The following is a 23,995-nucleotide window of genomic DNA, read 5'->3' as shown; positions in this document are numbered from 1 at the left end:
TGGTACGTGCCCGGGCCGCAGGGGGTGACCTGGGCACCGGGTGCCGGCAGGTCCCCCAGGACGCGATGGCGCGCCTCACTCCTGCGGCGGCCCCGGCGGTACGACCGCGATCGGGCTGGCCGCGTGGAGCAGGACCGCCTGGGTGACCGAGCCCATCATGCGCGCGGGCGCGAGCAGGCGGCGGCGGTGGCGGCCGACCACCACCAGGGCGGCGTCCCTGGAGGCGGCGACGAGGTGGCCGGCCGCGTCGCCGGGCAGCGCCTCGGTGGCGACGCGGACCTCGGGGTGCCGCCCGTGGTGCGGGGCGAGGAAGCCCTCGGCGAGCGTGCGGGTCTCGCTCTCGACGGCGTCCTGGTCGATCGCGGGCGGCACCAGCTGTCCGGGCGCGGTCCACGTCTGCACCGGCCACGGGTAGGCGGTGATCACCTGGACGCGGGCCGCGCGCAGGGCGGCCTCGGCGAAGGCGAACGCGAGTGTGCGGTCGTCGGGGCTGTCGACGTGCAGGCCCACGACCACGCGCGGCCCGGGTTCGGCCGGGCCCTCGCCGTGGACCTCCCGGCCGGGGCGGGGTACGACGACCACCGGGCACTCGGAGTCCCGTGCGGCGGCGAGGCCGTTGGAGCCGAGCAGCAGGCTGGCGAAGCCGCCGCGGCCCCGGGAGCCGAGAACCAACAGCTGGGCGTCGGTGCCGAGTTCGGGCAGCACCGCGCCCGGCACGCCTTCCAGGGCGACGTACTCCACGGCGAGGTTCCCGGCGCTGTCCGCGAGCCGGGCGCGGACCTCGTCGAGGACCGGGTCGCCCTCCGCGTCGGGCGGACCGGCGACCAGCACGTCGGCCTGGCCCCAGGCGGCGTACTGCCGTACGTGCACCACCCGCAGCGGTGCCGCGCGGCGCCGGGCGGCGTCGACGGCCCAGTCCAGCGCACGCAGGCTGTCGTCCGAACCGTCGACCGCGGCGATGACCGGCGCAGTGCTCATCGTTCTCACCTCCGGAACACGACCTTCCCCTTGCTGGGGCCAGCCTGACGCAGGGTCGGCCCCGGCGGGGCGCTGCTGGTCGCGTGTCCGGAAATCCCGCCCGGAATGCCTCCGGGCCCGGCTCAGGTCAGGTCGAACTCCCCCTCGCGCGCACCGGAGACGAAGGCGCCCCATTCGGCGGGTGTGAAGATCAGGGAGGGGCTCTCCGGGCGACCGCTGTTACGCATCGCGATGAAGCCCTCGACAAACGCGATCTGGACATCGCCCAGACCCCGGCTGCTGGACTGCCATTCGGCGCTGCTGAGGTCCAGGTCCGGCTTGTCCCAGCCCGCGAGCGGCTGCTGCTGGATGGTGGTCTCGGCCACGTCCGTGCTCCTCCCGGTTCGTCGTCCGCGGCTCAGCCTAGCGACCGGTCCCGACTGCCGACAGGCCACCTGGGAAGGACTTTGGCGGCTCGCCGGCCGGCCGGTCAGGCGTCGGGCGGCTCGGATCCCACCAGCCACATGGAGAAGAACTGCGAACCGCCGCCGTAGGCGTGCCCGAGGACCTTGCGGGCGCCGTCCACCTGGTGTTCTCCGGCCCGGCCGCGCACCTGGAGCGCGGCCTCGGCGAAGCGGATCATGCCGGAGGCGCCGATGGGGTTGGCGGACAGCACGCCGCCCGACATGTTGACGGGCAGGTCGCCGTCGAGTTCGGTCACCCCGGACTCGGTGAGCTTCCAGCCGCCGCCCTCCTCGGCGAAGCCCAGGTTCTCCAGCCACATGGGTTCGTACCAGGAGAACGGCACGTACATCTCGACGGCGTCGATGTCCCGGCGCGGGTCGGCGATGCCGGCCTGCCGGTAGACGTCGGCGGCGCAGTCCCGGCCGGCCCGCGGGGAGACGAAGTCCTTGCCTGCGAACAGGGTGGGTTCGCTGCGCATGGCGCCGCCGAGCAGCCAGGCAGGCGGCCGGGGCGCGCGGGCGGCTCCGGCGCGGTCGGTGAGGACCATGGCGCAGGCGCCGTCGGAGGAGGGGCACGTCTCGGAGTAGCGGATGGGGTCCCACAGCATGGGTGAGGCCAGCACCTTCTCCAGGGTGATGCCGTGCTCGTGGAGGTGGGCGTAGGGGTTCTTCAGGGCGTTGCGCCGGTCCTTGTAGGCGACGAGGGCACCGATGGTGTCCGGGGCGCCGCTGCGCCGCATGTACGCGCGCACGTGCGGGGCGAAGAAGCCGCCCGCCCCGGCGAGCAGGGGCTGCTGGAAGGGGACGGGCAGGGACAGGCCCCACATGGCGTTGGACTCGGACTGTTTCTCGAAGGCCAGGGTCAGCACGGTGCCGTGGACGCGGGCGGCGACCAGGTTGGCGGCGACCAGTGCCGTCGATCCGCCGACCGAACCGGCCGTGTGCACCCGCAGCATCGGCTTGCCCACGGCGCCCAGCGCGTCGGCGAGGTAGAGCTCGGGCATCATCAGGCCCTCGAAGAAGTCGGGTGCCTTGCCGATGACGACGGCGTCGACGTCGGCCCAGGTCAACTCGGCGTCGTCCAGGGCGCGTCGGGCGGCCTCGCGGACGAGTCCCGCGATCGACACGTCCCGGCGGGCGGCCACGTGCCTGGTCTGGCCGATGCCCACGACGGCCACGGGCTCCTTGCTCATCGTGGATCCCCTTCGAGTACGGCGACCAGGTTCTGCTGGAGGCAGGGTCCGGAGGTGGCGTGGGCGAGCGCGCGGTCGGAGTCGCCGCGGTGGACGCGGGCGGCCGCCTCGCCGATGCGGATGAGTCCCGCGGCCATGACGGGGTTGGCGGCGAGCGCCCCGCCGGAGGGGTTGACGCGCACGTCGTCGCCGAGGCGCAGCGCCCTGCGCAGGATCACTTCCTGGGAGCTGAACGGGGCGTGCAGCTCCGCGGTGTCGACAGGCCGTTCGAAGGCGCCCGCCTTTTCGCCGGCGAGCCGCGTGGACGGTGAGTCGGTGAGGTCGCGCACGCCGAGCCCGTGGGCCTCGATGCGGTGGTCGATGCCCCGGATCCAGGCGGGCCGCGCGCACAGTTCGCGGGCCCGCTCCCCTGCCGCGAGGATCACGGCGGCGGCGCCGTCGCCGACGGGCGGGCAGTCGCCGGTGCGCAACGGCCGTACGACGTAGTCCCCTTGCGGTGTCCGGCCGGGGAGCTGGGCGTGCGGGTTGGCCGCCGCGTCGGCCCGGCTGCGGGCGCCGACGGCCGCGAGCGCGGGCTCGTCGGTGTGGCCGGCGTCCAGGAGTGCCTGGGTCTGGAGGGCGGCCAGGGCGACGGAGTCGGGCCACAGGGGGGCGACGTAGTACGGGTCCAGCTGCCGGGTCAGGACGTCGCGCACCGAGCCGGGTGAGGACTTGCCGTAGGAGTACACGAGCGCGGTGTCGGCGTCGCCGGTGAGCAGTTTGGTCCAGGCCTCGTACAGGGCCCAGGCGCCGTCCATCTCGACGTGCGACTCGGAGAGGGGCGGCCAGGCGCCGACGCCGTCCAGGGCCATGGTGAAGGAGAAGGCGCGGCCGGCGAGGTAGTCGCTGGAGCCGGAACAGGTGAAGCCGATGTCGGCGGTCCTCAGGCCGGTCCGCGCGAGCACCTCGTGCAGCACCGGCATGAGCATCTCCACCTCGGAGGACTCCTCGGTGGAGCGCCGGTGGTCGGTCTGGGCGAAGGCGACGACGGCGATGTCCCGGCCCGCGCGGGCCTCTTCGCTGGTCACAGCAGCTCCTTGTACGTCTCGTAGTCCGCGTCGGGCTCGCCGGTGGGCCGGTAGTGGTCGGGGTAGCGGGCGCCCTCGGTCCACACCGGTTCGACGCGCAGGCCCATGCGCACCTGGTCGTAGGGGATGCCGCCGATCCGGGCGTGCAGGGCGAGGTCGGCGCCGTCGAGGGCGATGTGCGCGTAGACGTAGGGGACCTCGATGTCGAGGTTCCTCGCCTTGATGTTGACGATGCAGAAGGTGGTCACGGTGCCGCGCGGCCCGACCTCGACGTGTTCGTCCGTCGCCACGCCGCAGGTGGGGCACGCGCCCCGGGGCGGGACGTACACCTTGCGGCAGGAGGGGCAGCGTTCGCCGACGGTCCGCCGGCCGGACAGGGCGTGGATGTAGTCGGACTGGGCGCGGCCGGGCGCGTACGTGTAGTCGAGGCGGGCGGGAGTGACGATCCCGGTGACCGGGTCGGTGAACTCGCCGGTGTGGCCCCTCGGTTGCCCGGCCTCTCCGGCGTACGGCTCGAAGCAGGCGATGTCGGTGATGGCGCCGGTGCGCTCCTGGGCCCAGCGGATGCGCACCCGCATGCCGGTGCGCACGGCGTCGGGGCCGGGGGCGTCGAGGGCGTGCAGGAGGGCGGTGTCGGCGCCGTCGAGCCGGACGAGTACCCAGGCGAAGGGGGTGGCGAGGGGCTGGCCGCGGCGGGGTTCGTGGTTCCACGCCCAGGTGGTGACGGTTCCCGTCGGGGCTACCTCGACAAGGTCACGGATCTCCTCGGCGGTGACCGGGTCGTACTCGACGGGCGGGACGAGGACGCGTGCGTCAGCGGTTCGCACGCCGAGGACGACGCCTTCGCGCAGGCCGGTGAGGAAGGCGCTCTGGACGGGGCCGAGGGAGCGGGTGAAGGGGAACTCGACGACGAGGGGGGCCTTGAGGACTTCGGGCACGGTGACTCCTCGGGTCAGGCGCGCTTGTAGACGGGGGGCCGCTTCTCGGCGAAGGCGCGGGCGCCTTCCTTCGCGTCGGCGGTGTCGAAGACCGGCCAGCCGCGCGCGAGTTCGGCCGCGAGGCCGTCGGTCTCCGTCAGCTCGGCGGTCTCGTACACCGACGCCTTGACGGCCTCGACGGCGAGCGGGCCGCAGGCGTTGATCCGCTCGGCGGTCTCCAGCGCCTCGTCGAGGGCGGTGCCGTCGGGGACGACATGGCCGATCAGGCCGATGTCCGCGGCTTCCCGGGCGGTGTACGGCCGGCCGGTGAGCAGCATCTCCAGGGCGTGGGTGCGTGGGATCTGGCGCTGGAGCCGGACGGTGGAGCCGCCGATCGGGAACAGTCCGCGCCGGACCTCGAACAGGCCGAACGTCGCGGAGGCGCCCGCGACCCGGATGTCGGTGCCCTGGAGGATCTCGGTGCCGCCCGCCACGCAGTACCCCTCGACGGCGGCGATCACCGGTTTGCGCGGGCGGTGATGGCGCAGCATCGCCTTCCAGTGCAGATCGGGGTCGGCCCGCAGCCGGTCGCGGTAGTGCTCGCCGGCCATCCCCTTCCCGGCGAGCGCCTTGAGGTCCATGCCGGCACAGAAGGAGCCACCGGAGCCGGTGAGCACGATGGAGCGGATGTCGTCGTCCGCGTCGGCCTCGACCCAGCCGTCGTACAGGCCGACGAGCATCGGAAGCGAGAGCGCGTTCCGGGCGTCGGGCCGGTTGAGTGTGAGCACCAGTGTGGCGCCCTCGCGCCGCACGGTGAGGTGTTCCGTCCCGCCCATGGGCCTTCTCCCCTCGGTGAGAACGAGAACAGGTTGCAGTACGCGGGGAGGCACTTCAAGGGTTTTCTGACAGACAGTCAGATTTATTGGCGCGGACCCTTCACAGTTGCGCCGCCCTTTGCTCTGATGACCGGCGAAGCGACGGTCAGGAGGAGCGGTGGAGTACAACCTTGCCGATCTGTTCGAGTCGGTCGTCGACGTGGCCGGGGACCGCGAGGCGCTCGTGTACGTCGATCATCCCGGCACCGGCGCGGAGCGCCGGCTGACCTACGCGGAGCTGGACGCGGCCGCCAACCGCGTCGCCCATCACCTGATCGACAGCGGGATCCACCCCGGGGAGCATCTGGGCCTGCACCTCTACAACGGCGTCGAGTACCTCCAGACGGTGCTGGCCTGCCTGAAGGCGCGCGTCGTCCCGGTCAACGTCAACTATCGCTATGTGGAAGAGGAGTTGGCGTACCTCTACCGGGACGCCGACCTCGTCGCGCTGGTCTTCGACGCGGAGTTCGCGGACCGGGTGGCGGGGGCGCTGCCGCGGGCGCCGGGGCTGCGGCATCTGCTGTGCGTGGGGGCGGACGCGTGCGGGGTGCCGGGCGCGGTGCCGTTCACCCGGGCGGAGGCCGCCGGGTCGCCGCGACGCGGCTTTCCCGCGCGCTCCGGGGACGACCAGTTCATCATCTACACCGGCGGCACGACCGGGATGCCCAAGGGCGTGATGTGGCGTCAAGAGGATCTGTTCTTCGCGGGGCTGGGCGGCGGGGCGCCGACCGGGGAGCCGGTGAAGGCGCCGGAGGAGCTGGCCGAGCGGGTCGCTGCCGGCGGCACCGGGATCACGTTCTTCCCCACTCCCCCGCTGATGCACGGCACCTCGACACTGACGGCGTTCATCGGCTTCAACTTCGGCCAACGCGTCGTCGTGCACCGCAAGTTCGTGCCCGAGGAAGTGCTGCGGACGATCGAGCGGGAGAAGGTCACCAGCGTGTCGCTGGTGGGCGACGCGATGCTCCGGCCGCTGATCGACGCACTCGGCGGCCCACTGAAGGGCACCGACTGCTCGGCCCTGTTCAGCGTGTCCTCGTCCGGCGCGATCATGTCGGAGACGGTGCGCCGGCAGTTCCGGGAGCTGGTCCCGAACGCCATGCTGCTGAACAACTTCGGCTCCTCCGAGTCCGGCTTCAACGGCACCGCGACGGACGACTCCGGGCCCGAGCGGGGCTTCCGCATCCGGGTCAACTCCCGTACGCGGGTGGTGGATCCGGCGACGCACGAGCCGGTCGCGGTGGGCGAGGTCGGCCGGGTCGCGCAGTGCGGCCATGTACCGCTCGGCTACTACAACGACCCGCGCAAGACGGCCGAGACGTTCTTCGAGAAGGACGGACAGCGCTGGGCGCTGCTCGGCGACATGGCGACGGTCGACGCGGACGGCGTGGTGACCGTGCTCGGCCGGGGCTCGCAGTGCATCAACACCGGAGGTGAGAAGGTCTACCCCGAGGAGGTCGAGCAGGCGCTCAAGGCGCATCCGGACGTGTACGACGCGCTCGTCGCCGGGGTGCCGGACACCACGTGGGGCAACCATGTGGCGGCCGTGGTGCAGCTGCGCACGGGGGCGACGCTCCCCTCCCTGGCCGACATCCAGACCCACTGCCGGGCCCGTCTGGCCGGCTACAAGATCCCTCGCCAGCTGGTGATCACCGACTCCATCCGGCGCTCCCCGAGCGGCAAGGCCGACTACCGCTGGGCACGCGAGGTGGCGGTGGCGGCCGACCGGCCGTGACCCCGGGGTGTCCCGCCCCGCCCGCGACACCAGAGGATTACCCTGTGTGCCCGATCACCGTCATTCGATGACTCATGGTGACATCTGGTCGTAGGAGTTCTGCGCACGGAAGGATCCTGAGGTGCCGCACCCCACGCCTCGTTCCTGGCTCGCGTGGTGCCGTCGGCACCCTCGGATCGGGCGGGGGGTGACCGTCGGCACGACCGTGCTCGCCGCCGTCCTGCTGCTGGCCTCGCTCCTCCTGCCGGACCGGCCCGACCTGCTCGCCCCCGCCGCGTTCCTGCGCCTGCCGGCCGAGGCCGTTCTGCTCGCCGCCCTGCTGCTCGTGGTGCCCGGCCGGGCCCGGCGGGCCGGGGCGGTGGCCCTCGGTGTGCTGATCGGGCTGGTCACCCTGCTCAAGTGCCTCGACATCGGCTTCTACTCGGTACTTTTCCGCCCCTTCGACCTGGTGCTGGACTGGGGGCTGCTGGGCAACGCGGCGGACTATCTGCGCGAGACGTCCGGGCGGTCCGGCGAGCTGGCCGCGATCGCCGGTGCCGTGCTGCTCGCGGTCGCGGTCCTTGTCCTGACCACGGGCGCCACGCTGCGGCTGACCACCCTGCTGGCCCGGCACCGCGCCCGGTCGGTCCGCGGCACCCTGGTGCTCGGCACCGCGTGGGTCACCTGCGTCCTGTTCGGCCTGCACAGCGCCGGCGAGCCCGTCGCCGCCACACTCGACGCCGACCTGCTCGGCGACCGCGCCCAGCAGGTCCGCACCTCGCTCGCCGACGCCCGGCTCTTCCGCCGCCAGGCCGCCGTCGACGCCTTCGCCCACACCCCGCCGGACCGACTGCTCACGGGACTGCGCGGCAAGGACGTGCTGTTCACGTTCGTCGAGAGCTACGGCCGTTCGGCGATCGAGGACCCGGCGATGGCGCCGCAGATCGACGCGGTCCTCAAGGAGGGCTCGGCGAGCCTGGCGGCGGCCGGCTTCGGTGCGCGCAGCGGCTGGCTGCGCTCGCCGGTGACCGGCGGCGGCAGCTGGCTCGCCCACGCGACCTTCCTGTCCGGCCTGTGGATCAGCAACCAGCAGCGGTTCCGCAGCCTCACCTCCAGCGACCGCACCACCCTCACCGGCTCCTTCCGCAGGGCCGGTGCCTGGCGCACGGTCGGCATCGTGCCGGGTGTGCTGACGGCCTGGCCGGAGGGCCGGTTCTTCGGCCTGGACCATGTCCACGACGGCCGTCATCTCGCGTACCACGGCCCGGACTTCGGCTGGTCGCAGGTGCCGGACCAGTTCGCCCTGGAGTCCTTCCGGCGCGCGGAGCTCGGCAGGCGGGGCCGCCGCCCGCTGATGGCGGAGATCATCCTCACCTCCAGCCACTACCCCTGGGCTCCCGTCCCGCGCCTGGTCGACTGGGAGAACCTGGGCGACGGCTCGGTCTTCGGGCCGGTCAGGCGTGCGGGTCAGCCCGAGGAGGAGGTCTGGCGGACCCCGGAGAGCGTGCGCACCGCATACCGCACCTCGATCGCGTACGCGCTGCGCAGCCTGGTCCAGTTCCTCCGCCGCTACGGCGACGAGAACACCGTCATGGTCTTCCTCGGCGACCACCAGCCCGTGCCGACGGTCACCGGGAACAGCCCCCGCAAGGACGTGCCGGTCACGATCGTCGCCCGCGATCCCGCGGTGCTGGACCGGATCTCCGGCTGGGGATGGACGCAGGGGCTGAAGCCCGCCACGAACGCCCCCGTCTGGCCGATGGACGGCTTCCGCGACCGCTTCCTGACCGCGTACGGGCCCCGGCCTACCGGCCGAGGAACTCCCCCAGCACGGCCAGGAACTCCTCCGGGCGGGTCTCATGGACCAGATGCCCCGCGTCGAGGGTGACGAGCCGGGCGTCCGGGATCAGGCCGGCGAGCTGTGCCACCTGCTCCTGCGGGACGTGGCTGCTGGGGCCGCCCGCGATGACCAGCGTGGGCATGGTGATCCGGCCCATGCGGTCCCGCCACACGGGATCGGGTGCGTTGCGCTGCTCGTCGGTGGCCCGCACCATCGCCCAGTCGAACGGCAGCTCCCCCTCGGGCCGCGGGGTGGGCGGCCTGGGCGGGTCGAGCGGCACCGGTGCGCAGACGTCCTCCAGCACCAGGCGTCGTACGACTCCGGGGTGGCGCTGCGCCAGCAGGCACGCGACGTGGCCGCCCAGCGAGTGGCCCACCACGTCCGCGCGCTCGACACCGAGGGCGGCCAGCAGGGCCCGCACGTCGTCCGACATCGCCTCCCAGGTGTACTGCCCCGGCCAGTCGCTGCGCCCGTGGCCCCGCAGGTCCGGGGCGTACACGCGGCGCGGAGCCGGGAGTGCCGCGAGGCGTTCGGCGACGGGCGTCCAGTCGGCGCCGTCCGCGCCGCGGCAGTGCAGCAGCAGGAGGGGCGGGGCATCGGGCGGACCCCAGGTCCGGCAAGCCAGGGTGATGCCGTTCGCCTCGACGGTGAGCAGGTCGGCGATGGGCGGTTCGGCGGTGGGCAGCTTCGTGGGCTGCGGCTCGGCGGGGCACGGCTCTGTGGTGTCCATGCCCGGCACGCTAGCCGGGCGGCCAGGTCCGGGCCGCCTACTCTGCCGAGGGCAGAGCGCAGCCCGCAGGCCCGTCGAGGAAGGCGAGCAGCCGGCCCGCGAACCACTCCGGATCGTCCAGCCAGGGGTAGTGACCGGCACCGGGCTGGACGCTGAACTCGGCCTTCGGGAAGGCCTCGGCGGCCCGGCGGGCGAGGTCGGGACGGGGGCCGCCGTCGAGTTCTCCGGCGAGCACGAGGACCGGTGCGGTCAGGTGGGCGAGGGCGGCCCGGGTCACGTCGGGGGTGAAGGCGCCGGCGCCGAAGTACCGCTCCCCCGCCTCGTCGTTGGTCTGCTCCGACTCGGCGTCCGTGTGCGCCCGGGCGGCGTCGTCCCAGCGGCCGTAGAAGAACGGCAGGAACACGTCGTCGAAGTCCGCCTCGCCCGCCAGCCATGCCCGGAACGCGGGGAAGGCCTGCGCGAACCACGGCTCGGCCGCGCGCAGCCGGGCCATGGCCAGCCGGTCCTCGGGCGTCGCACGCAGGCCGAGCGCGGACGGGTTGGGGGTGATCAGCAGCAGCCGTCCGACCCGGTGCGGATGACGGGCCGCATAGAGCATCGCCAGGGCGGCCCCCGCCGAGTGCGCGAGCAGATCCATGCGCTCCAGGCCCAGGTGGGCGCGCCATGCCTCCACGTCCTCGACCATGCGGTCGCAGCGGTACGTCGCCGGGTCCGCCGGAGCAGCCGAGTCCCCGGTACCGCGCAGGTCGAGCAGGGCGAGCCGGCGGTGTGTGGTCAGCCCGCCGAGGTCACCGAGGTAGGCGGAGGCGCGCATGGGGCCGCCGGGCAGGACGACGAGGGGCGCGCCCGCGCCCCGCAGGTGGTAGGCGAGCCGGGTGCCATCGGTCGCGGTGCAGGTCAGCATGAGCACGATCATTTCGGTCCGCGGCAGTGGGGGCAACAACTTTCCGCGGAAAGTCCTCGCACCCCTTGCCTCGGAGCGCATGACCTGAATTACTGACCCCGAACAGGACGACCGAACGATCGGTCGCCCGGAATGTACGGTCGGCAAGGGAGACGTCCCGATGACGGATGCGACGGATCTGCTCGACGCGGGCGAACGGCTCGGGCTCGACGAGCTGCGAGCACTTCAGCTGGAGCGGCTGCGCGCCTCGCTGCGGCACGCCTACGACCACGTGCCGTTCTACCGGGAATCCTTCGACAAGGCCGGCGTACGCCCCGAGGACTGCCGCTCGCTCGCGGACCTCGCCCGCTTCCCGTTCACGACCAAGGCCGACCTCAGGGAGCACTACCCGTACGGCATGTTCGCCGTGCCCAGGGAGCGGATCCGCCGGCTGCACGCGTCCAGCGGCACCACCGGGCTGCCCACGGTGGTCGGCTACACGGACGACGACCTCTCCATGTGGGCCGACATGGTGGCACGCTCGCTGCGCGCCGCAGGCGCGCGGCCCGGCGACATCGTGCACGTGGCCTACGGCTACGGGCTCTTCACCGGCGGCCTGGGCGCCCACTACGGCGCGGAGCGCCTCGGCTGTACGGTCGTGCCGGCCTCCGGCGGGATGACGGCCCGGCAGGTGCAGCTCATCCGGGACCTGAAACCGGCCGTGATCATGGTGACCCCGTCCTACATGCTGACGCTGCTGGACGAGTTCGAGCGGCAGGGCGTCGACCCGCGCACCACCTCGCTGCGGGTCGGCGTCTTCGGGGCCGAGCCCTGGACCGAGCAGATGCGGCGCGAGATCGAGGAGCGCTTCGCGATCGACGCCGTCGACATCTACGGGCTCTCGGAGGTGATCGGCCCCGGTGTGGCGCAGGAGTGCGTGGAGACCAAGGACGGGCTGACCGTGTGGGAGGACCACTTCTATCCGGAGGTGGTCGACCCGATCACGGGCGAGGTGCTGCCGGACGGGGAGCGGGGCGAGCTGGTGTTCACCTCGCTGACGAAGGAGGCCATGCCGATCGTCCGGTACCGGACCCGGGACCTGACCCGGCTGCTGCCCGGCACGGCGCGGGTCTTCCGGCGGATGGAGAAGGTCACCGGGCGCAGCGACGACATGGTGATCCTGCGCGGGGTGAACCTGTTCCCGACCCAGATCGAGGAGATCGTGCTCCGCACGCCGGGGGTGGCGCCCCACTTCCAGCTCCGGCTGACCCGGGAGGGCCGCCTGGACCGGCTGACCGTCCGCGCCGAGGCCCGCCCGGACGCACCGGCGCGTTCCCGGGAGACGGCGGCCCGGTCCATCGCCCTGGCCGTGAAGGACGGCATCGGGGTCTCGGTCGACGTGGAGATCGTGGATCCGGAGTCGCTGGAGCGGTCGGTGGGCAAGATCCGCCGGATCGTCGACCTGCGGTCGCGGGACGCGGGGTGATCGGCTTCGGCTCCGGCTTCGGCTGCGGCTGCGGCTCCGGCTCCGGCTCCGACTTCGGCTTCGGTCAGGGGGCAGTCGTATCGACGTACCTCGAAACGTCGGCATCTCCCTATACTCCGGAGCCATGACGGACACGGACATGGACGCCGCCCCCACCCCGGACCCGGACCTGGTCAACGCACTGCGGGCGCTCTCCAACCCGATGCGGCTGCAGATGCTGCGCTGGCTGCGCGAGCCCGAACGGCACTTCCCGATGGACCGGGCCATCGCCGACCCGGCCGAGGTGGGCGTGTGCGTGAGCCACATCCAGGAGAAGGCCGGACTGGCCCAGTCGACGGTGTCGGCCTACATGGCCGAGCTCCAGCGGGCGGGCCTGGTCCGGGCCACCCGGGTGGGCAAGTGGACCCACTACAAACGGGACGAGCGGCGCATCGCCGACCTGGTCAGCGAGCTCGGCCGCGCTCTCTAGCCGAGGGCACACGTCGGACCCCGGACACCTCGGGCGCGCCCGCTTGCGCCTCATATCGAGAATCTGCGATATTTCGATTAATCGATCGCGCCTCATCGACATCACGCCTCATCGATCACATCGGGCACGGTCGCCATCGGGCACGAACACATCGGCCGACGCGCGGGGAGCGAGACACATGACGGGACGGCACGGCTTGGATCTCGGCACGTTCGGGATCTACACCTTCGACTTCGAGCACCAGCCGGCCGCCGGGATCCGGGACGCGGTCCAGGAGCTGGAGGACCTGGGCTGGCCGGCGCTGTGGGTGCCCGAGCTGCTCGGCCGGGAGGCGCTCACCCACGCCGGCTTCCTGCTGGCGTCCAGCCGCCGGCTGAGCGTGGTCAACGGCATCGCCCAGATCTGGCCCCGCCGCGCCCGCTCGACGTACGGTGCCGCGCTGCTGCTCGCCGACGCCTACCCGGGCCGGCACGTGCTCGGCCTGGGCTTCGGCGGCGAGCCCCGGCCCGGGGTGAAGCCGCTCGCGGCCATGGCCGAATACCTGGACCGGCTGGACGAGTCGGCCACCGCGGACCCGGCCGCGCTCCCCAACCCGCGCCCCGCCGCCCCGCTGCGGCGCCTGCTGGCCGCATACGGCCCGAAGATGCTGGAGCTGGCCCGCGACCGCGCCGACGGCGCCCAGACCTACCACGTGAACGTGGCCCACACGGCGCAGGCGCGGGAGATCCTCGGGCCGGACGCCTTCCTCGCCGTCGAGCACGCGGTCCTCTTCGAGACCGACCCGGCCCGAGCCCGCGCCGCCGCCCGCGCGCATCTGCGCGGCTACCTCGAAACCCTGTACAACATCGCAAAGTTCCGCCGCCTCGGCTACACCGACGACGACCTCTCCGCCGGCGGCAGCGACCGCTTCGTGGACGACCTGGTGTTCTGGGGCGACCCGGACACGATCACCCGCAGGCTGCACGCCCATGTGTCGGCGGGCGCCGACCATGTCGCCGTCCAGGTGATCGGCGTCGCCCCGGGCGAGTCGGCCCTGCCGCACTGGCGGCTGCTGGCCGAGGCGCTGCTGCCGGCTCCGTCCCGGGCGCACACCGGTGTCAGCGGCTGAAGCGGTCCCGCAGTTCGCGCTTGAGGATCTTGCCGCTGGCGTTGCGGGGCAGTTCGGACACGAACACGATGCGCTTGGGGGCCTTGAAGGGGGTGAGTTTCTCCTTCACATGGGTGATGAGCTGGTCCTCCGTCACCTCACCGCGCGGGACGACGACGGCGGTGACGGCCTCGATCCAGCGGTCGTCCGGGAGGCCGATCACCGCGGTCTCGGCGACGGCCTCATGCGTGTAGAGGGCGTCCTCGACCTGGCGTGAAGCCACCAGCACCCCACCGGAGTTGATGACGTCCTTCACCCGGTCCACGATCGTGAAGTAGCCGTCGGCGTCGCGGACCGCGAGGTCGCCCGAGTGGAACCAGCCGTCGCGGAAGGCTTCGGCGGTCTCGTCGGGCTTGTCCCAGTAGCCCTCGCACAACTGCGGGGAGCGGTAGACGATCTCGCCGGGGGTGCCGTCGGGCACGTCCTCGCCCCGGTCGTCCACCACCCGCGCGTCCACGAAGAGCACGGTGCGGCCGCACGAGTCCAGGCGGCCCTCGTGCTCGTCGGGGGCGAGCACCGTGGCCAGCGGGCCGATCTCGCTCTGCCCGAAGCAGTTGTAGAAGGCCAGCCCCGGCAGGCGTGCGCGCAGGCGCTCCAGCACCGGGACGGGCATGATCGAGGCACCGTAGTAGGCCTTGCGCAGCCCGTCGAGGTCACGGGTGGCGAAGTCGGGCCGGCCCGCGAGCGCGATCCACACCGTGGGCGGCGCGAACAGGCTGTCCGCACGGCCCGCTTCGATCAGGTCGAACAGGCGGTCTGCGTCCGGGGAGTTCAGGATGACGTTGGTCGCGCCGACCGCCAGGTAGGGCAGCAGGAACACGTGCATCTGCGCCGAGTGGTAGAGGGGGAGCGCGTGCACCGGACGGTCGCCCGCGCTCAGGTCGAGGGCGGCGATGGCGCTCAGGTACTCGTGCACGAGCGCCCGGTGGGTCATCATCGCGCCCTTGGGCAGGGCCGTCGTGCCGGAGGTGTAAAGCAGTTGCACCAGGTCCTCGGTGCGGGGTTCCGGGCCGTCGTACGGCGGTGCCTGCGCCTGGCGGGCCAGCAGCGAGTCCTCGGCGTCCCGCAGCGGCAACATCCGTACGCCGTCCGGGAGTCGGTCCGCCAGGTCCGGGTCGGTGAACACCAGGGTGCTGCCGGACTGGGTGAGGAGATACGCCAGGTCGTCGCCGGTGAGGTTCTGGTTGACCGGCACATGGACCAGGCCGGCCCGGGCGCAGGCGAGGAAGGCGATCAGATAGGCGTCGGAGTTGTGGCCGTAGGCGGCGACCCGGTCGCCGGGCGCGAGTCCCTGCGCGCGCAGTACCGAGGCCGCGCGGGAGACGGCGTCGTCCAGTTCCTCGTACGTCCACCGTCGCTCGCCGTACTCCAGCGCGAGGCGCGCCGGGGTGCGCCGGGCGCTGCGCCGCAGCACCCCGTCAACCGTGCTGCCGTGTCCCTGCGTCATGACTCATGATCCTCGGTCCGTCACCGGGGCAGGTCAAGCACCGGGGGGCACGCGCCCTCCGGTGGCTCAACAGCTCCTTCCCTCAATGAGGTTGGGAGGCACCATTGCGCAGCCACCTGAGACGACTGGCCGTCGCCGCCGTCGCCCTGTTCACCGCCTCGTCCGCGCTGCCGGCCGCCGCGGCCGCGCGGCCGGGCCACCAGGAACACCCCGCACAGGGCGGGCTGTCCGCCGTCATCCGCTACACCGAGTACGGCATTCCGCACATCGTCGCCGGGAACTACGCGGACCTCGGCTTCGGCACCGGCTGGGCGCAGGCCGCCGACCAGGTGTGCACCCTGGCCGACGGCTTCGTGACCGTACGCGGCGAACGCTCCCGCTTCTTCGGCCCGGACGCGACGACCGACAGGTCGCTGTCGTCGGCCTCCGGCAACCTGTCCAGCGACCTGTACTTCCGCGGGGTGCACCAGGCGGGCACCGTACGGAAGTTGATGGCCGCACCGGCGCCGCTCGGCCCGAGCAAGGACGTGCGGGACCTGATGCGGGGCTTCGCCGCCGGTTACGACGCCTGGCTGCGGCAGAACCGGATCACCGACCCGGCGTGCCGGGGCGCCGCCTGGGTGCGGCCGGTCACGACGCTGGACGGGCCGCCCGCTTCTACGCCATCGCCGTGCTCGGCGGCCAGGGCGGCGCCGTGGACGACATCACCGGCGCGCAGCCGCCCGCCGGCGCCACCGCCCACGCGCGCGGCGCCGACGCCCAGGCGCTGGTCAAGGCCGTGCGAGCCCGGACCGCCGACGCGGACATGGGCTCGAACGCGGTCGCCTTCAGCGGTGCCGCGACGGCGAACGGCCGCGGCCTGCTGCTGGGCAACCCGCACTACCCGTGGCAGGGCGGACGCCGGTTCTGGCAGGCACAGCAGACCATCCCGGGCGAACTGAACGTCGCCGGCGCCTCGCTCCTCGGCTGGCCGACCATCTCCATCGGCTACAACGCGTACGTGGCGTGGAGCCACACCGTGTCCACCGGTGTCCCGTACAACCTGACCCGGCTGACCCTGGACCCGTTGGACCCCACCGTCTACCGGGTGGACGGCAGGCCGGAGCGGATGACCAGGCGGAGCGTGACGGTGCCCGTCGAGCACGGCGCCCCGGTCACCCGGACCCAGTGGTGGACGCGCTACGGCCCGGTCGTCGCCGACAGCGGGACCGGCGGGCCGCCGCTGCCGTGGACCACCACGACGGCCTACGCGCTCAGCGACGCGAACGCCGCGAACATGCGGTTCGCGGACACCTCCCTCGACTTCGGCAGGGCGCGCTCGACGGCGGACGTCCTCGCGTCCCTCGGCCGGCACCAGGGTCTGCCCTGGGTGAACACCATCGCCGCGGACTCCTCGGGCCACAGCCTCTACACCCAGTCGCAGGTGCTGCCCCGGATCACCGACGACCTGGTGGCCCGCTGCTCCACCGACCTCGGCAAGGTCACCTACCCGCAGGCGGGTCTCGCGGTGCTCGACGGCTCGCGCGGCGCCTGTGCGCCCGGCAGTGACCCCGACGCCGTCCAGCCCGGCATCTTCGGGCCCGCCCGCATGCCCACGCTCAAGGACGCCCCGTACGCCGAGAACTCCAAGACCATGATCAAGTCGTGATTACTGTGCATCGCCAACCTGCCGAGAGAGACCCCGCTGCACCAGGGGCTTGCGGTCCTCCACAAATCTCTCCCTGGGCGGCACGTCACGGCCCCGGCAGCAATCCCCCCTGGTACCGGAGCCGGGGCATGTCCGATCTAGGCCGCGACACTCCCGACGAGAACCGCAGCCGCTCTTCCATCGAGTCCCAGGCATCACCGGTGAGGTCGTCCGGCGCGACGGCGGCCGTGCGGATGACGCACCGATGACCCACAGCGAGCGCCAGGCCGCCCAAGCCCGCACCTCACTCAGCGCCCCGACCGCCGAACCCGAACCCCCAGCCCCGAAACCGGATCGCGTACCGACCTACGCCGCCGACCCGGGCGACCACGACGCCGTCCTCGACGAATTCCTCGCCGCACACGATGAGTTTGAGAAGTGGCGGACCTTCTCCGACGACACCACTCACGCGATCCACGAGTCCCAGACCCTGCGCATCGAACGCGTACACGAAAGCCACCCCCGCGAGACAGCCTGGACCGTGGCCGGATACAAAACACCGGTCTCGCACCGCATGTGGCACCTCACCATGACCGGCGCCACCCCCGCCCCGATCGTGAAAGCCCTGCTCACCGTCCTGGCCTCCGGCGATGCCTGGGACACCGACGGCAGCCCCATCACCGAAGAGAGCATCGTCGAGGTAACGCGCCCGCTCGCCGACGTCGGCTGGAACCCCAAGACGCCAGGACGCTACCTGCACTGGAGACCCGAGAGGGAAATCCGTTGGCTTACCTGCTCGCCGCGGCCGACAACTCCACCTCCCTGCCGATGTGTTGGGAGTGCGGGTCCCATGTGAGAGGCGGGTCGAGATCGACCGTGTGGCGCTCCTTGGACACTGTGAAGTAACCCGATTTTCACCTGGCCGTGTCTTGTACGGCGCTCATTGCGTCAATAGTTGAGCAGCGTTCTGGACCCCGACCAACCAGGGCGGTTTTGTTTGGGCTCACTGATCACGAAGGCCGAGGCCATAGGCGTGTCAGGCAATCTGTCGTCTTCCCTGGTCTCAAGGGGGAATTCCGAATCCCGTCCGCCTGTCGCGGAGGGTGCGGGTGGATCTGGCGGTGGCAGGGCTCTCGGTAACGGCGCCCTGTTGGCATACGCCGGCTGTGTTCTGCTCATGGTCCTTGTGGGGCTGCTGGGACCTTCTGCCGTCGAACCATCGTTCGGGCCCGCAGGATACCTTCCGCCATGGTTCTGGAACGTTCGCCCGCCGGATCTCCTCATCTGGGTGCTCGTCGCCGTGGTGCTGCTCGTCGGCACTGCCGCTGTGATCGCTGGGCTCGCCGCGGCGCGCCGCGGATGGTCACCCCGCCCCCGCAGGTTGCTCGCTGCCGGCACGCTCGCCGTCCTCGGCCTGATGTGCGTGCCCGCCTTGGGAACCACGGATCCGCTGAACTACGCCGCGTACGGCCGGATGGCCGCCCTCGGGCTCGACCCGTACCGGGTGACGCCTTTTGGACTGGCCCGGAACGGCGACCCGATCGGACAACTGTCGATCGCTGAACCATGGCTGCACAATCCGTCGGTCTACGGGCCTCTGGTTACCGCGACCGAATGGGCCGCCTCGCTGGTCGGCAGCACCTCGATGCTGCTCACCGTGTGGGTGCTGTCCCTGCTCAACGGTGCCGCGTTCGTCGCCACTGGGGCGCTCCTGCTGCGTCTGGCCGGACCGGATCCACAACGGCAGGTGCGCTCGCAGCTGCTGTGGACACTCAACCCGGTGTTGCTGTGGAACCTGGTGGTGGGACCCCACGTTGATGTGCTCGGTGCATTCTGTGCGGTTGTCGCCTTCTGGGCGCTGCGGCGTTCCGGTCTCACCGTCGGCCTCGCGCTCGCGGCGGCGACCGCGGTCAAGCTCACACTGGGGATCTTCGCGCTGCCCTTCGCATGGGGCATGCGGCACGACCGACGCCGCCTGGTCGCCGCCGCGTCGGCCGGTGTACTGCTGCTGGCACTCGGATACGGCATCGTGCCGCGGGCCATCCGTAATGCCGCGGCCGTCAGCAACCAGCCAGTGGTCGGTTCCCCGTGGCCGCTGCTTCAGCGCAGACTGCTGACACCGGTGTTCGGTTCCGCAGCCGTGCACCTCGTGCCGGTCGTGGAAATCCTGATGGTCCTCGGCATCGCTGCTCTGCTTCTGGTAGCGCTGCCACCGGTCGAGGCCGGCGCCATCGTCCAGGCGACGGCCCGCCCGGCCCTGGCACTCGCCGCCGGGTACCTGCTCGGCACCGCCTACGTCCGGCCGTGGTACGACGCGGTCGCCTGGATCCTCGTAGCGATGCTGCCCCGCTCCTGGTTCGACCTCGTTCTGATCGCGCACACCACCTGCATGACGCTGCCGTTCGACCCCGGTCTGCCTTACCCGATGCACCCGGACTGGCTCAACTACGTGGTCTTGCAGACCGGTTACCGAGCCATGCCCTATCTGCAGGCGCTGCTGCTCATGGCCGTTGTCGCCATCTGCCTGCGACGGATCCGCAACAGGCGGGCAGAAACTTCAGGCGCTCCTCCGCGGCCCGCGTAGGCGAAGGCCCCTGCACTGCCCCGTCCCATCGCTCTGTCCGGCCGAGGCAGCGGCTCCATGCCCGTCCCGTGGCTGGCCACGACAACCAGGTCGCCGACGCCATGAGCGCGTGGGCTTCTGAGTGATGCCTGCCTCCTCCTGGATGTCGTACGGCTACTCCACTCCGAGCGTGCCTGGACATGAGCTGTCGGGTGTCGTCGCCGAAGAGGACGGCGGCCGGGGACATCCGGCTCTTCCAAGTCCTCGCGCTCAGGGGCGACATGGGCGAGATCGCCACCGCACCTTGCTCAGCTCCCTCCGCGACCTCGGCGTCCCAGCCCAACGAGCCCGCACCTCCGCCATCCGACACCTCGTCCTCCACGCTCCCGCGCCCGTCATCGGCAAGGCCCTGGGCTACCACGACAAGACCGCCGCCCGGCTCGTCACCGAAGCCGGCGGAATAGGGAACCGATACGCGCCCGGAGACCACACGCGGTGACAAGGCAACCGTCGTTCCCGGAGGCGTGAAGATCGCGTTCGAGTCACGACGCCGATGTTCAGGAAGGTTCACCTGAACTGAGTCGAACACCAATGGACTCAACCGACAGCTTGCCGATGCAACTCAAGGAGATGAGCTGCATCGAGGGATAGCGCCCGGGCGAGCGCGGCGACCGTCGCCGCAGATGGCGCCGGCCTGCCTTGGGCGAAGGCCTCATGTACGGTGGTTCGTCCCAGACCAGAGCGCGCCGCAAGCCGGGTCTTGGGCAGCCGAACCTGTGCCAGCCTATCGGCCAGCAAGACTCGCAGCTGGATCAATGCTCCCTCGTCAAGTACCCGAACGGGCTCTGGTTGCTGAACCGCAGGCGTGACCTCAACCTCCACAGCCCTCGCGGGCCTCCCGCCCCGCAAAGCGGCCAACTGTTCCTCGACGTCGCGCCGCAGCTTTTGCCACTCAGCGATGCCTTTCTCTGCCTGCGGGTGCCAGGCGGACACCATCGCGCACAGCGTGTTCATCGATGCCAATCGAGTCCCGTTGAGCGCGGCGTAGATCGCCGTCCGACTCGTTGCCCACTTGCCGCTAGCCACCTTGTCGATGCTGAGCTCCCGAGCCGCTTGGCTGCCTCCAGCTCGCGCTATGGCGCTGTCCTGCAGTTCGGATAGCTGAACGGCGAACCTGCCCAGCGGGTGTGAGCGATCGATAGTGCGTCGCCGATTCGGCACGGCTCCCCCTTAACGAACGTCGGACCAAATCCCGGGAAGTCCCACTTGGTCGCGCTTGGTTCCGGGCTCTGAACAGTCCGCTACCCAGCGTGCTGACATTGAAGCGGCCCGCCGGAAGGCCTCCAACCAACACCGACGGGCCACTCAGGATCCAGCCTTCGAGAGGGGACCCAGATGCCCAACGCTACGCGCCCGCCAGCCACTGAGGCCAGGACCAGCATCGCCCTGCAGCTCATCGGGCAGGCCGTCCGTGGAGCCTCCACCGGCGCTTCCCGCGCCATCACCGAGCGGCTGATCAAGCTGCTCTCGGCGTAGTCAACACCTTCCCGGCCGCAGGCTCTCACCACGCAGCCGGGAAGGTTGCCGTGGGTGCTCACGTAATGGGGCCAGGGCGGCTACACGGAGGTGACGACGGGCTCCAGTCACATCCAGGCCGTCGGCTGGGACGGCAGCGGATGCCCGGTGGCCCGTACGCTGCTGACGTACTCCCAGTCCTCGAATCCGAACTCGTCCCACTTCAGCGACCAGACCCGGCTGTTCTCCGGTGAGAAGTAGGTGACGGCCCGGTTCTGCGAGCGGGACGTGCTGTCCTCGCCCGCGCTCCGGGTGGTCCGCGTGAGCGAACACTGACCGTGCGGTCCCGCTCGGGAACGTCTCCGGGCGGGACCGCACCGCTGTCACACCGGGCGGGTACGGCCCTCCCAGTACGGATCCCGCAGTCGCCGCTTGTAGAGCTTGCCGTTGGGGTCGCGGGGCATCTCGGCGATGAAGTCGACGCTCTTGGGCCGCTTGTAGCCGGCGAGCCGCTCGGCGCAGTGGTCGAGGAGGGCTGCGGCGAGCTCCGGGCCGGGCTCGTGGCCCGGCGCCGGTTCGACGACGGCCTTGACCTCCTCGCCCCAGTCGTCGTGCGGGATGCCGAAGGCGGCGGCGTCGGCGACGGCCGGGTGGGCGAGGAGCACGGACTCGATCTCGGCCGGGTAGATGTTGACCCCGCCGGAGATGATCATGTCGATCTTGCGGTCGCGGAGGAACAGGTAGCCGTCCTCGTCGAGGACACCCAGGTCGCCCACCGTGAAGAAGTCACCGATGCGGTTCTTGCGGGTCTTGGCCTCGTCCTTGTGATAGGCGAAGCCGCCGGTGCTCATCTTCATGTAGACGGTGCCGAGTTGACCGGGCGGCAGCCGCTTGCCGTCGTCGTCGAAGACCGCGAGTTCGCTGATCGGCCAGGCCTTGCCGACCGTACCGGGCTTCTTCAGCCAGTCCTCGGCGGTGGCGAAGGCACCCCCGCCCTCGCTGGCGGCGTAGTACTCCTCCACGCAGTGCCCCCACCAGTCGATCATGGCTCGCTTGACGTGGTCGGGGCAGGGGGCGGCGCCGTGGATGGCGTGCCGCATGGACGAGACGTCGTAGCGGGCCCGCACCGCGTCCGGGAGGGCCAGCAGCCGGTGGAACTGGGTCGGGACCATGTGCGTGTGCGTGCACCGGTGGGCGTCGATGACGCGGAGCATCTCCTGCGGAGTCCACTTGTCCATCAGGACCAGCCGGTGCCCGATGTGCAGCGACGCGCCCGCGAACTGGAGGACGGCCGTGTGGTACAGCGGCGAGCAGACGAGATGGACGTTGTCGTCGAACGGCCGGATGCCGAAGATGCCGAGGAATCCGCCCAGGTAGGCCTCCTCGGGGGCCTTGCCGGACAGCGGGCGGCGGATGCCGCGCGGGCGTCCCGTCGTACCGGAGGTGTAGTTCATGACCCAGCCGAGCTCGCGGCCGGCGGGCGCCGACTCCGGCTGCCCGTCCAGGAGCCCGGCGTACGGCCGGAAACCCTCGATCGCGCCGACCGCGTACCGGTGGGTCGGCGCCAGGCCCGCCTCGTCGGCGGCGGCGCGTGCCGCGTCGGCGAACCGCTCGTGGGCGATGAGCACCTTCGCCCCGGAGTCGGCGACGATCCAGGCGATCTCGGGGCCGACGAGGTGGTGGTTGACCGGGACCAGATAGAGGCCGGCCTGGGTGGCGGCCAGGTGGGCGGTGAAGAACTCGACGCCGTTGGGCAGGACGACGGCGAAGGCGTCGCCGCGCTCCAGGCCGGCCGCGCGCAGACCGTGGACGAGCCGGTTGGCCGCGGCGTGCAGACGTCCGGCGGTCCACTCCTCGCCGTCGGGTGCGATCAACGCCGTGCGGTCGGGGTCGTGCGTGGCCTGGGCCCAGAATCCGGCGGGGGGTGTGCTGGATCCCGCGGGGGGTGTGCCGGTCACCGGCCGCTCCTTCCGGCGATGCGGTTGATGCGGTCCACGGCCCGTTCGAAGCCGCGGGTGAGGTCGTCGAAGACGGCCTGGACGCTGCGTTCGCTGTTCATCCGGCCCACGATCTGGCCGACGGGCGTGCCGAGCAGCGGTTCGACCTCGTACTTCTGGATCCGGGAGACCGCCTCGGCCACCAGCAGCCCCTGGAGCGGCATGGGCAGGGTGCCGGGGCCTGCCGGGTCGTCCCAGGCGTCGGTCCACTCGGTGCGCAGCTGCCGCGCGGGCTTGCCCGTCAGGGCACGGGAGCGGACGGTGTCCCCGGACCCGGCGGCGAGCAGTTTGCGGGTCAGCGCGGGCGCGTGCAGATCGGCTTCCGTGGTGGTCAGCCAGACGGAGCCCAGCCATACGCCCTGGGCGCCGAGCGCGAGGGCGGCCGCCACCTGCTGTCCGCTGCCGATGCCGCCGGCGGCCAGGACGGGCAGCGGGGCGACGGCGTCCACGATCTCGGGGGTGAGCACCATCGTGGCGATCTCCCCGGTGTGGCCGCCGGCCTCGTATCCCTGGGCGACGACGACGTCGATGCCCGCCTCCTGGTGCTTGCGGGCGTGCCGGGCGCTGCCGGCGAGCGCGGCGACCAGGACGTCCCGGTCGTGGGCGCGGGCGACGACGTCCGCGGGCGGGGAGCCGAGGGCGTTGGCGAGCAGTCTGATCGGATAGTCGAAGGCGACGTCGAGCTGGGTGCGGGCGACCTGCTCCATCCAGCCGGTGATGCGCCACCCGGAGGCCTCGCCCTCGGCCAGCTCCGGCACCCCGTGCCCGGCGAGGGTGTCCCGCACGAACTGCCGGTGTCCCTCGGGGATCATCGCCTCGACGTCCGCCTCGGAGACGCCCTCCACCTTCTTCGCGGGCATCACCACGTCCAGCCCGTACGGCCGGTCGCCGACGTGTGCCTCGATCCAGTCGAGGTCGCGTTTGAGGTCGTCGGGGGCGGTGTAGCGAACCGCGCCGAGCACGCCGAAGCCGCCGGCCCGGCTGATGGCCGCGGCGACGGCAGGGAACGGCGTGAAGCCGAAGACGGCGTGCTCGACTCCCAGTCTCTTGCTCAGCTCCGTCTGCATGGGCGCAGGATGCCGCAGCCGACGTGCCGACGGAAGA

20 protein-coding genes and 2 pseudogenes are annotated in these 23,995 nt (G+C 71.8%); 10 read left to right on the top strand and 12 right to left on the bottom strand.

Annotated features, from left to right (window positions below; genetic code table 11):
* Window positions 1-75: 75 nt before the first annotated feature.
* The 6 genes from ACZ4MF_RS24695 to ACZ4MF_RS24670 form a co-directional block, all read right to left on the bottom strand.
* The gene (locus tag ACZ4MF_RS24695; RefSeq protein ID WP_467494093.1) at window positions 76-978 is read right to left on the bottom strand and encodes a universal stress protein; all 903 of its coding nucleotides are present in this window, start codon (window positions 976-978) and stop codon (window positions 76-78) included.
* A gap of 122 nt (window positions 979-1,100) precedes the next feature.
* Complete coding sequence (locus ACZ4MF_RS24690) at window positions 1,101-1,343, bottom strand: DUF397 domain-containing protein (RefSeq protein WP_071385297.1); 243 nt, start codon at window positions 1,341-1,343, stop codon at window positions 1,101-1,103.
* Window positions 1,344-1,447: 104 nt separating this feature from the next.
* A complete protein-coding gene (locus tag ACZ4MF_RS24685) occupies window positions 1,448-2,614 on the bottom strand; it encodes a thiolase domain-containing protein (RefSeq protein WP_467494092.1) in 1,167 nt (388 codons plus the stop codon).
* The gene (locus tag ACZ4MF_RS24680) at window positions 2,611-3,681 is read right to left on the bottom strand and encodes a thiolase domain-containing protein (RefSeq protein WP_467494091.1); all 1,071 of its coding nucleotides are present in this window, start codon (window positions 3,679-3,681) and stop codon (window positions 2,611-2,613) included. Before ACZ4MF_RS24680 ends, ACZ4MF_RS24685 begins: the two co-directional genes overlap by 4 nt.
* Entirely contained in the window at window positions 3,678-4,619 is a 942-nt protein-coding gene (locus ACZ4MF_RS24675) for a Zn-ribbon domain-containing OB-fold protein (protein ID WP_467494090.1), read from the bottom strand. Before ACZ4MF_RS24675 ends, ACZ4MF_RS24680 begins: the two co-directional genes overlap by 4 nt.
* Before the next feature lie 14 nt (window positions 4,620-4,633).
* Complete coding sequence (locus ACZ4MF_RS24670; RefSeq protein ID WP_467494089.1) at window positions 4,634-5,434, bottom strand: crotonase/enoyl-CoA hydratase family protein; 801 nt, start codon at window positions 5,432-5,434, stop codon at window positions 4,634-4,636.
* A 157-nt stretch (window positions 5,435-5,591) separates the two neighbouring features.
* Here ACZ4MF_RS24670 and ACZ4MF_RS24665 point away from each other — a divergent pair, with 157 nt between their 5' ends.
* Both ACZ4MF_RS24665 and ACZ4MF_RS24660 read left to right on the top strand, forming a co-directional pair.
* Window positions 5,592-7,208 carry an acyl-CoA synthetase gene (locus ACZ4MF_RS24665; RefSeq protein ID WP_467494088.1) on the top strand — a complete coding sequence of 539 codons (1,617 nt, stop codon included), beginning with the start codon at window positions 5,592-5,594 and terminating at the stop codon, window positions 7,206-7,208.
* Window positions 7,209-7,395: 187 nt separating this feature from the next.
* Window positions 7,396-9,075: an alkaline phosphatase family protein gene (locus tag ACZ4MF_RS24660; RefSeq protein ID WP_467494087.1), complete on the top strand. Its 1,680-nt coding sequence runs from the start codon at window positions 7,396-7,398 to the stop codon at window positions 9,073-9,075.
* Here the strand turns inward: ACZ4MF_RS24660 and ACZ4MF_RS24655 are convergent.
* Together ACZ4MF_RS24655 and ACZ4MF_RS24650 are read right to left on the bottom strand one after the other, a co-directional pair.
* A complete protein-coding gene (locus ACZ4MF_RS24655; protein ID WP_467494086.1) occupies window positions 8,993-9,757 on the bottom strand; it encodes an alpha/beta fold hydrolase in 765 nt (254 codons plus the stop codon). The genes ACZ4MF_RS24660 and ACZ4MF_RS24655 overlap by 83 nt on opposite strands.
* Before the next feature lie 37 nt (window positions 9,758-9,794).
* A complete protein-coding gene (locus ACZ4MF_RS24650) occupies window positions 9,795-10,661 on the bottom strand; it encodes an alpha/beta fold hydrolase (protein WP_467494085.1) in 867 nt (288 codons plus the stop codon).
* A gap of 160 nt (window positions 10,662-10,821) precedes the next feature.
* Between ACZ4MF_RS24650 and paaK the strand changes: the two genes are divergently transcribed.
* The 3 genes from paaK to ACZ4MF_RS24635 all read left to right on the top strand — a co-directional run bounded on the left by paaK (window position 10,822) and on the right by ACZ4MF_RS24635 (window position 13,703).
* Complete coding sequence (gene paaK, locus ACZ4MF_RS24645) at window positions 10,822-12,126, top strand: phenylacetate--CoA ligase PaaK (RefSeq protein ID WP_467494084.1); 1,305 nt, start codon at window positions 10,822-10,824, stop codon at window positions 12,124-12,126.
* 124 nt (window positions 12,127-12,250) lie between these two features.
* Window positions 12,251-12,595: an ArsR/SmtB family transcription factor gene (locus tag ACZ4MF_RS24640; RefSeq protein WP_467494083.1), complete on the top strand. Its 345-nt coding sequence runs from the start codon at window positions 12,251-12,253 to the stop codon at window positions 12,593-12,595.
* A gap of 178 nt (window positions 12,596-12,773) precedes the next feature.
* Window positions 12,774-13,703 (top strand): TIGR03620 family F420-dependent LLM class oxidoreductase, encoded by a 930-nt coding sequence (locus tag ACZ4MF_RS24635; RefSeq protein WP_467494082.1) that lies wholly within the window; start codon window positions 12,774-12,776, stop codon window positions 13,701-13,703.
* Here the strand turns inward: ACZ4MF_RS24635 and ACZ4MF_RS24630 are convergent.
* A complete protein-coding gene (locus tag ACZ4MF_RS24630; RefSeq protein WP_467494081.1) occupies window positions 13,693-15,189 on the bottom strand; it encodes an acyl-CoA synthetase in 1,497 nt (498 codons plus the stop codon). The genes ACZ4MF_RS24635 and ACZ4MF_RS24630 overlap by 11 nt on opposite strands.
* Before the next feature lie 104 nt (window positions 15,190-15,293).
* On the opposite strand from ACZ4MF_RS24630, the pseudogene ACZ4MF_RS24625 reads away from it, so the two are divergent.
* The 3 genes and pseudogenes from ACZ4MF_RS24625 to ACZ4MF_RS24615 all read left to right on the top strand — a co-directional run.
* Window positions 15,294-16,816 (top strand): annotated as a pseudogene (locus ACZ4MF_RS24625) (penicillin acylase family protein); the annotation flags it as partial.
* 265 nt (window positions 16,817-17,081) lie between these two features.
* Entirely contained in the window at window positions 17,082-17,672 is a 591-nt protein-coding gene (locus tag ACZ4MF_RS24620) for an SPDY domain-containing protein (RefSeq protein WP_467494080.1), read from the top strand.
* A gap of 432 nt (window positions 17,673-18,104) precedes the next feature.
* Entirely contained in the window at window positions 18,105-19,400 is a 1,296-nt protein-coding gene (locus ACZ4MF_RS24615) for a glycosyltransferase family 87 protein (RefSeq protein WP_467494079.1), read from the top strand.
* Between the two features lie 576 nt (window positions 19,401-19,976).
* Here the strand turns inward: ACZ4MF_RS24615 and ACZ4MF_RS24610 are convergent.
* Window positions 19,977-20,465: a hypothetical protein gene (locus ACZ4MF_RS24610; protein WP_467494078.1), complete on the bottom strand. Its 489-nt coding sequence runs from the start codon at window positions 20,463-20,465 to the stop codon at window positions 19,977-19,979.
* A gap of 309 nt (window positions 20,466-20,774) precedes the next feature.
* Between ACZ4MF_RS24610 and ACZ4MF_RS24605 the strand changes: the two genes are divergently transcribed.
* The gene (locus ACZ4MF_RS24605; RefSeq protein ID WP_467494077.1) at window positions 20,775-20,915 is read left to right on the top strand and encodes a hypothetical protein; all 141 of its coding nucleotides are present in this window, start codon (window positions 20,775-20,777) and stop codon (window positions 20,913-20,915) included.
* A gap of 75 nt (window positions 20,916-20,990) precedes the next feature.
* A pseudogene (locus tag ACZ4MF_RS24600) lies at window positions 20,991-21,230 on the top strand (penicillin acylase family protein); the annotation flags it as partial.
* A 47-nt stretch (window positions 21,231-21,277) separates the two neighbouring features.
* On the opposite strand, the gene ACZ4MF_RS24595 reads toward ACZ4MF_RS24600, so the two are convergent.
* On the bottom strand, window positions 21,278-22,852 hold the full coding sequence (locus ACZ4MF_RS24595) for an acyl-CoA synthetase (protein WP_467494076.1): 1,575 nt from the start codon (window positions 22,850-22,852) through the stop codon (window positions 21,278-21,280).
* Window positions 22,849-23,958, bottom strand: coding sequence for an NAD(P)H-dependent flavin oxidoreductase (locus ACZ4MF_RS24590; protein ID WP_467494075.1), 1,110 nt, complete (start codon window positions 23,956-23,958; stop codon window positions 22,849-22,851). Before ACZ4MF_RS24590 ends, ACZ4MF_RS24595 begins: the two co-directional genes overlap by 4 nt.
* Between the last annotated feature and the right edge of the window lie 37 nt (window positions 23,959-23,995).

The organism is Streptomyces sp. NPDC025793 (assembly GCF_055558375.1).
This window is presented reverse-complemented; position numbering and strand designations above follow the sequence as displayed.

Bases quoted from the DNA above. Each gene is read 5' to 3' on its own strand.
- ACZ4MF_RS24695 (WP_467494093.1), bottom strand. From the start codon at position 978: ATGAGCACTGCGCCGGTCATCGCCGCGGTCGACGGTTCGGACGACAGC.
- ACZ4MF_RS24685 (WP_467494092.1), bottom strand. From the start codon at position 2,614: ATGAGCAAGGAGCCCGTGGCCGTCGTGGGCATCGGCCAGACCAGGCAC.
- ACZ4MF_RS24670 (WP_467494089.1), bottom strand. From the start codon at position 5,434: ATGGGCGGGACGGAACACCTCACCGTGCGGCGCGAGGGCGCCACACTG.
- ACZ4MF_RS24655 (WP_467494086.1), bottom strand. From the start codon at position 9,757: ATGGACACCACAGAGCCGTGCCCCGCCGAGCCGCAGCCCACGAAGCTG.
- ACZ4MF_RS24650 (WP_467494085.1), bottom strand. From the start codon at position 10,661: ATGCTGACCTGCACCGCGACCGATGGCACCCGGCTCGCCTACCACCTG.
- paaK (WP_467494084.1), top strand. From the start codon at position 10,822: ATGACGGATGCGACGGATCTGCTCGACGCGGGCGAACGGCTCGGGCTC.
- ACZ4MF_RS24640 (WP_467494083.1), top strand. From the start codon at position 12,251: ATGACGGACACGGACATGGACGCCGCCCCCACCCCGGACCCGGACCTG.
- ACZ4MF_RS24635 (WP_467494082.1), top strand. From the start codon at position 12,774: ATGACGGGACGGCACGGCTTGGATCTCGGCACGTTCGGGATCTACACC.
- ACZ4MF_RS24630 (WP_467494081.1), bottom strand. From the start codon at position 15,189: ATGACGCAGGGACACGGCAGCACGGTTGACGGGGTGCTGCGGCGCAGC.
- ACZ4MF_RS24620 (WP_467494080.1), top strand. From the start codon at position 17,082: ATGACCCACAGCGAGCGCCAGGCCGCCCAAGCCCGCACCTCACTCAGC.
- ACZ4MF_RS24605 (WP_467494077.1), top strand. From the start codon at position 20,775: ATGCCCAACGCTACGCGCCCGCCAGCCACTGAGGCCAGGACCAGCATC.
- ACZ4MF_RS24590 (WP_467494075.1), bottom strand. From the start codon at position 23,958: ATGCAGACGGAGCTGAGCAAGAGACTGGGAGTCGAGCACGCCGTCTTC.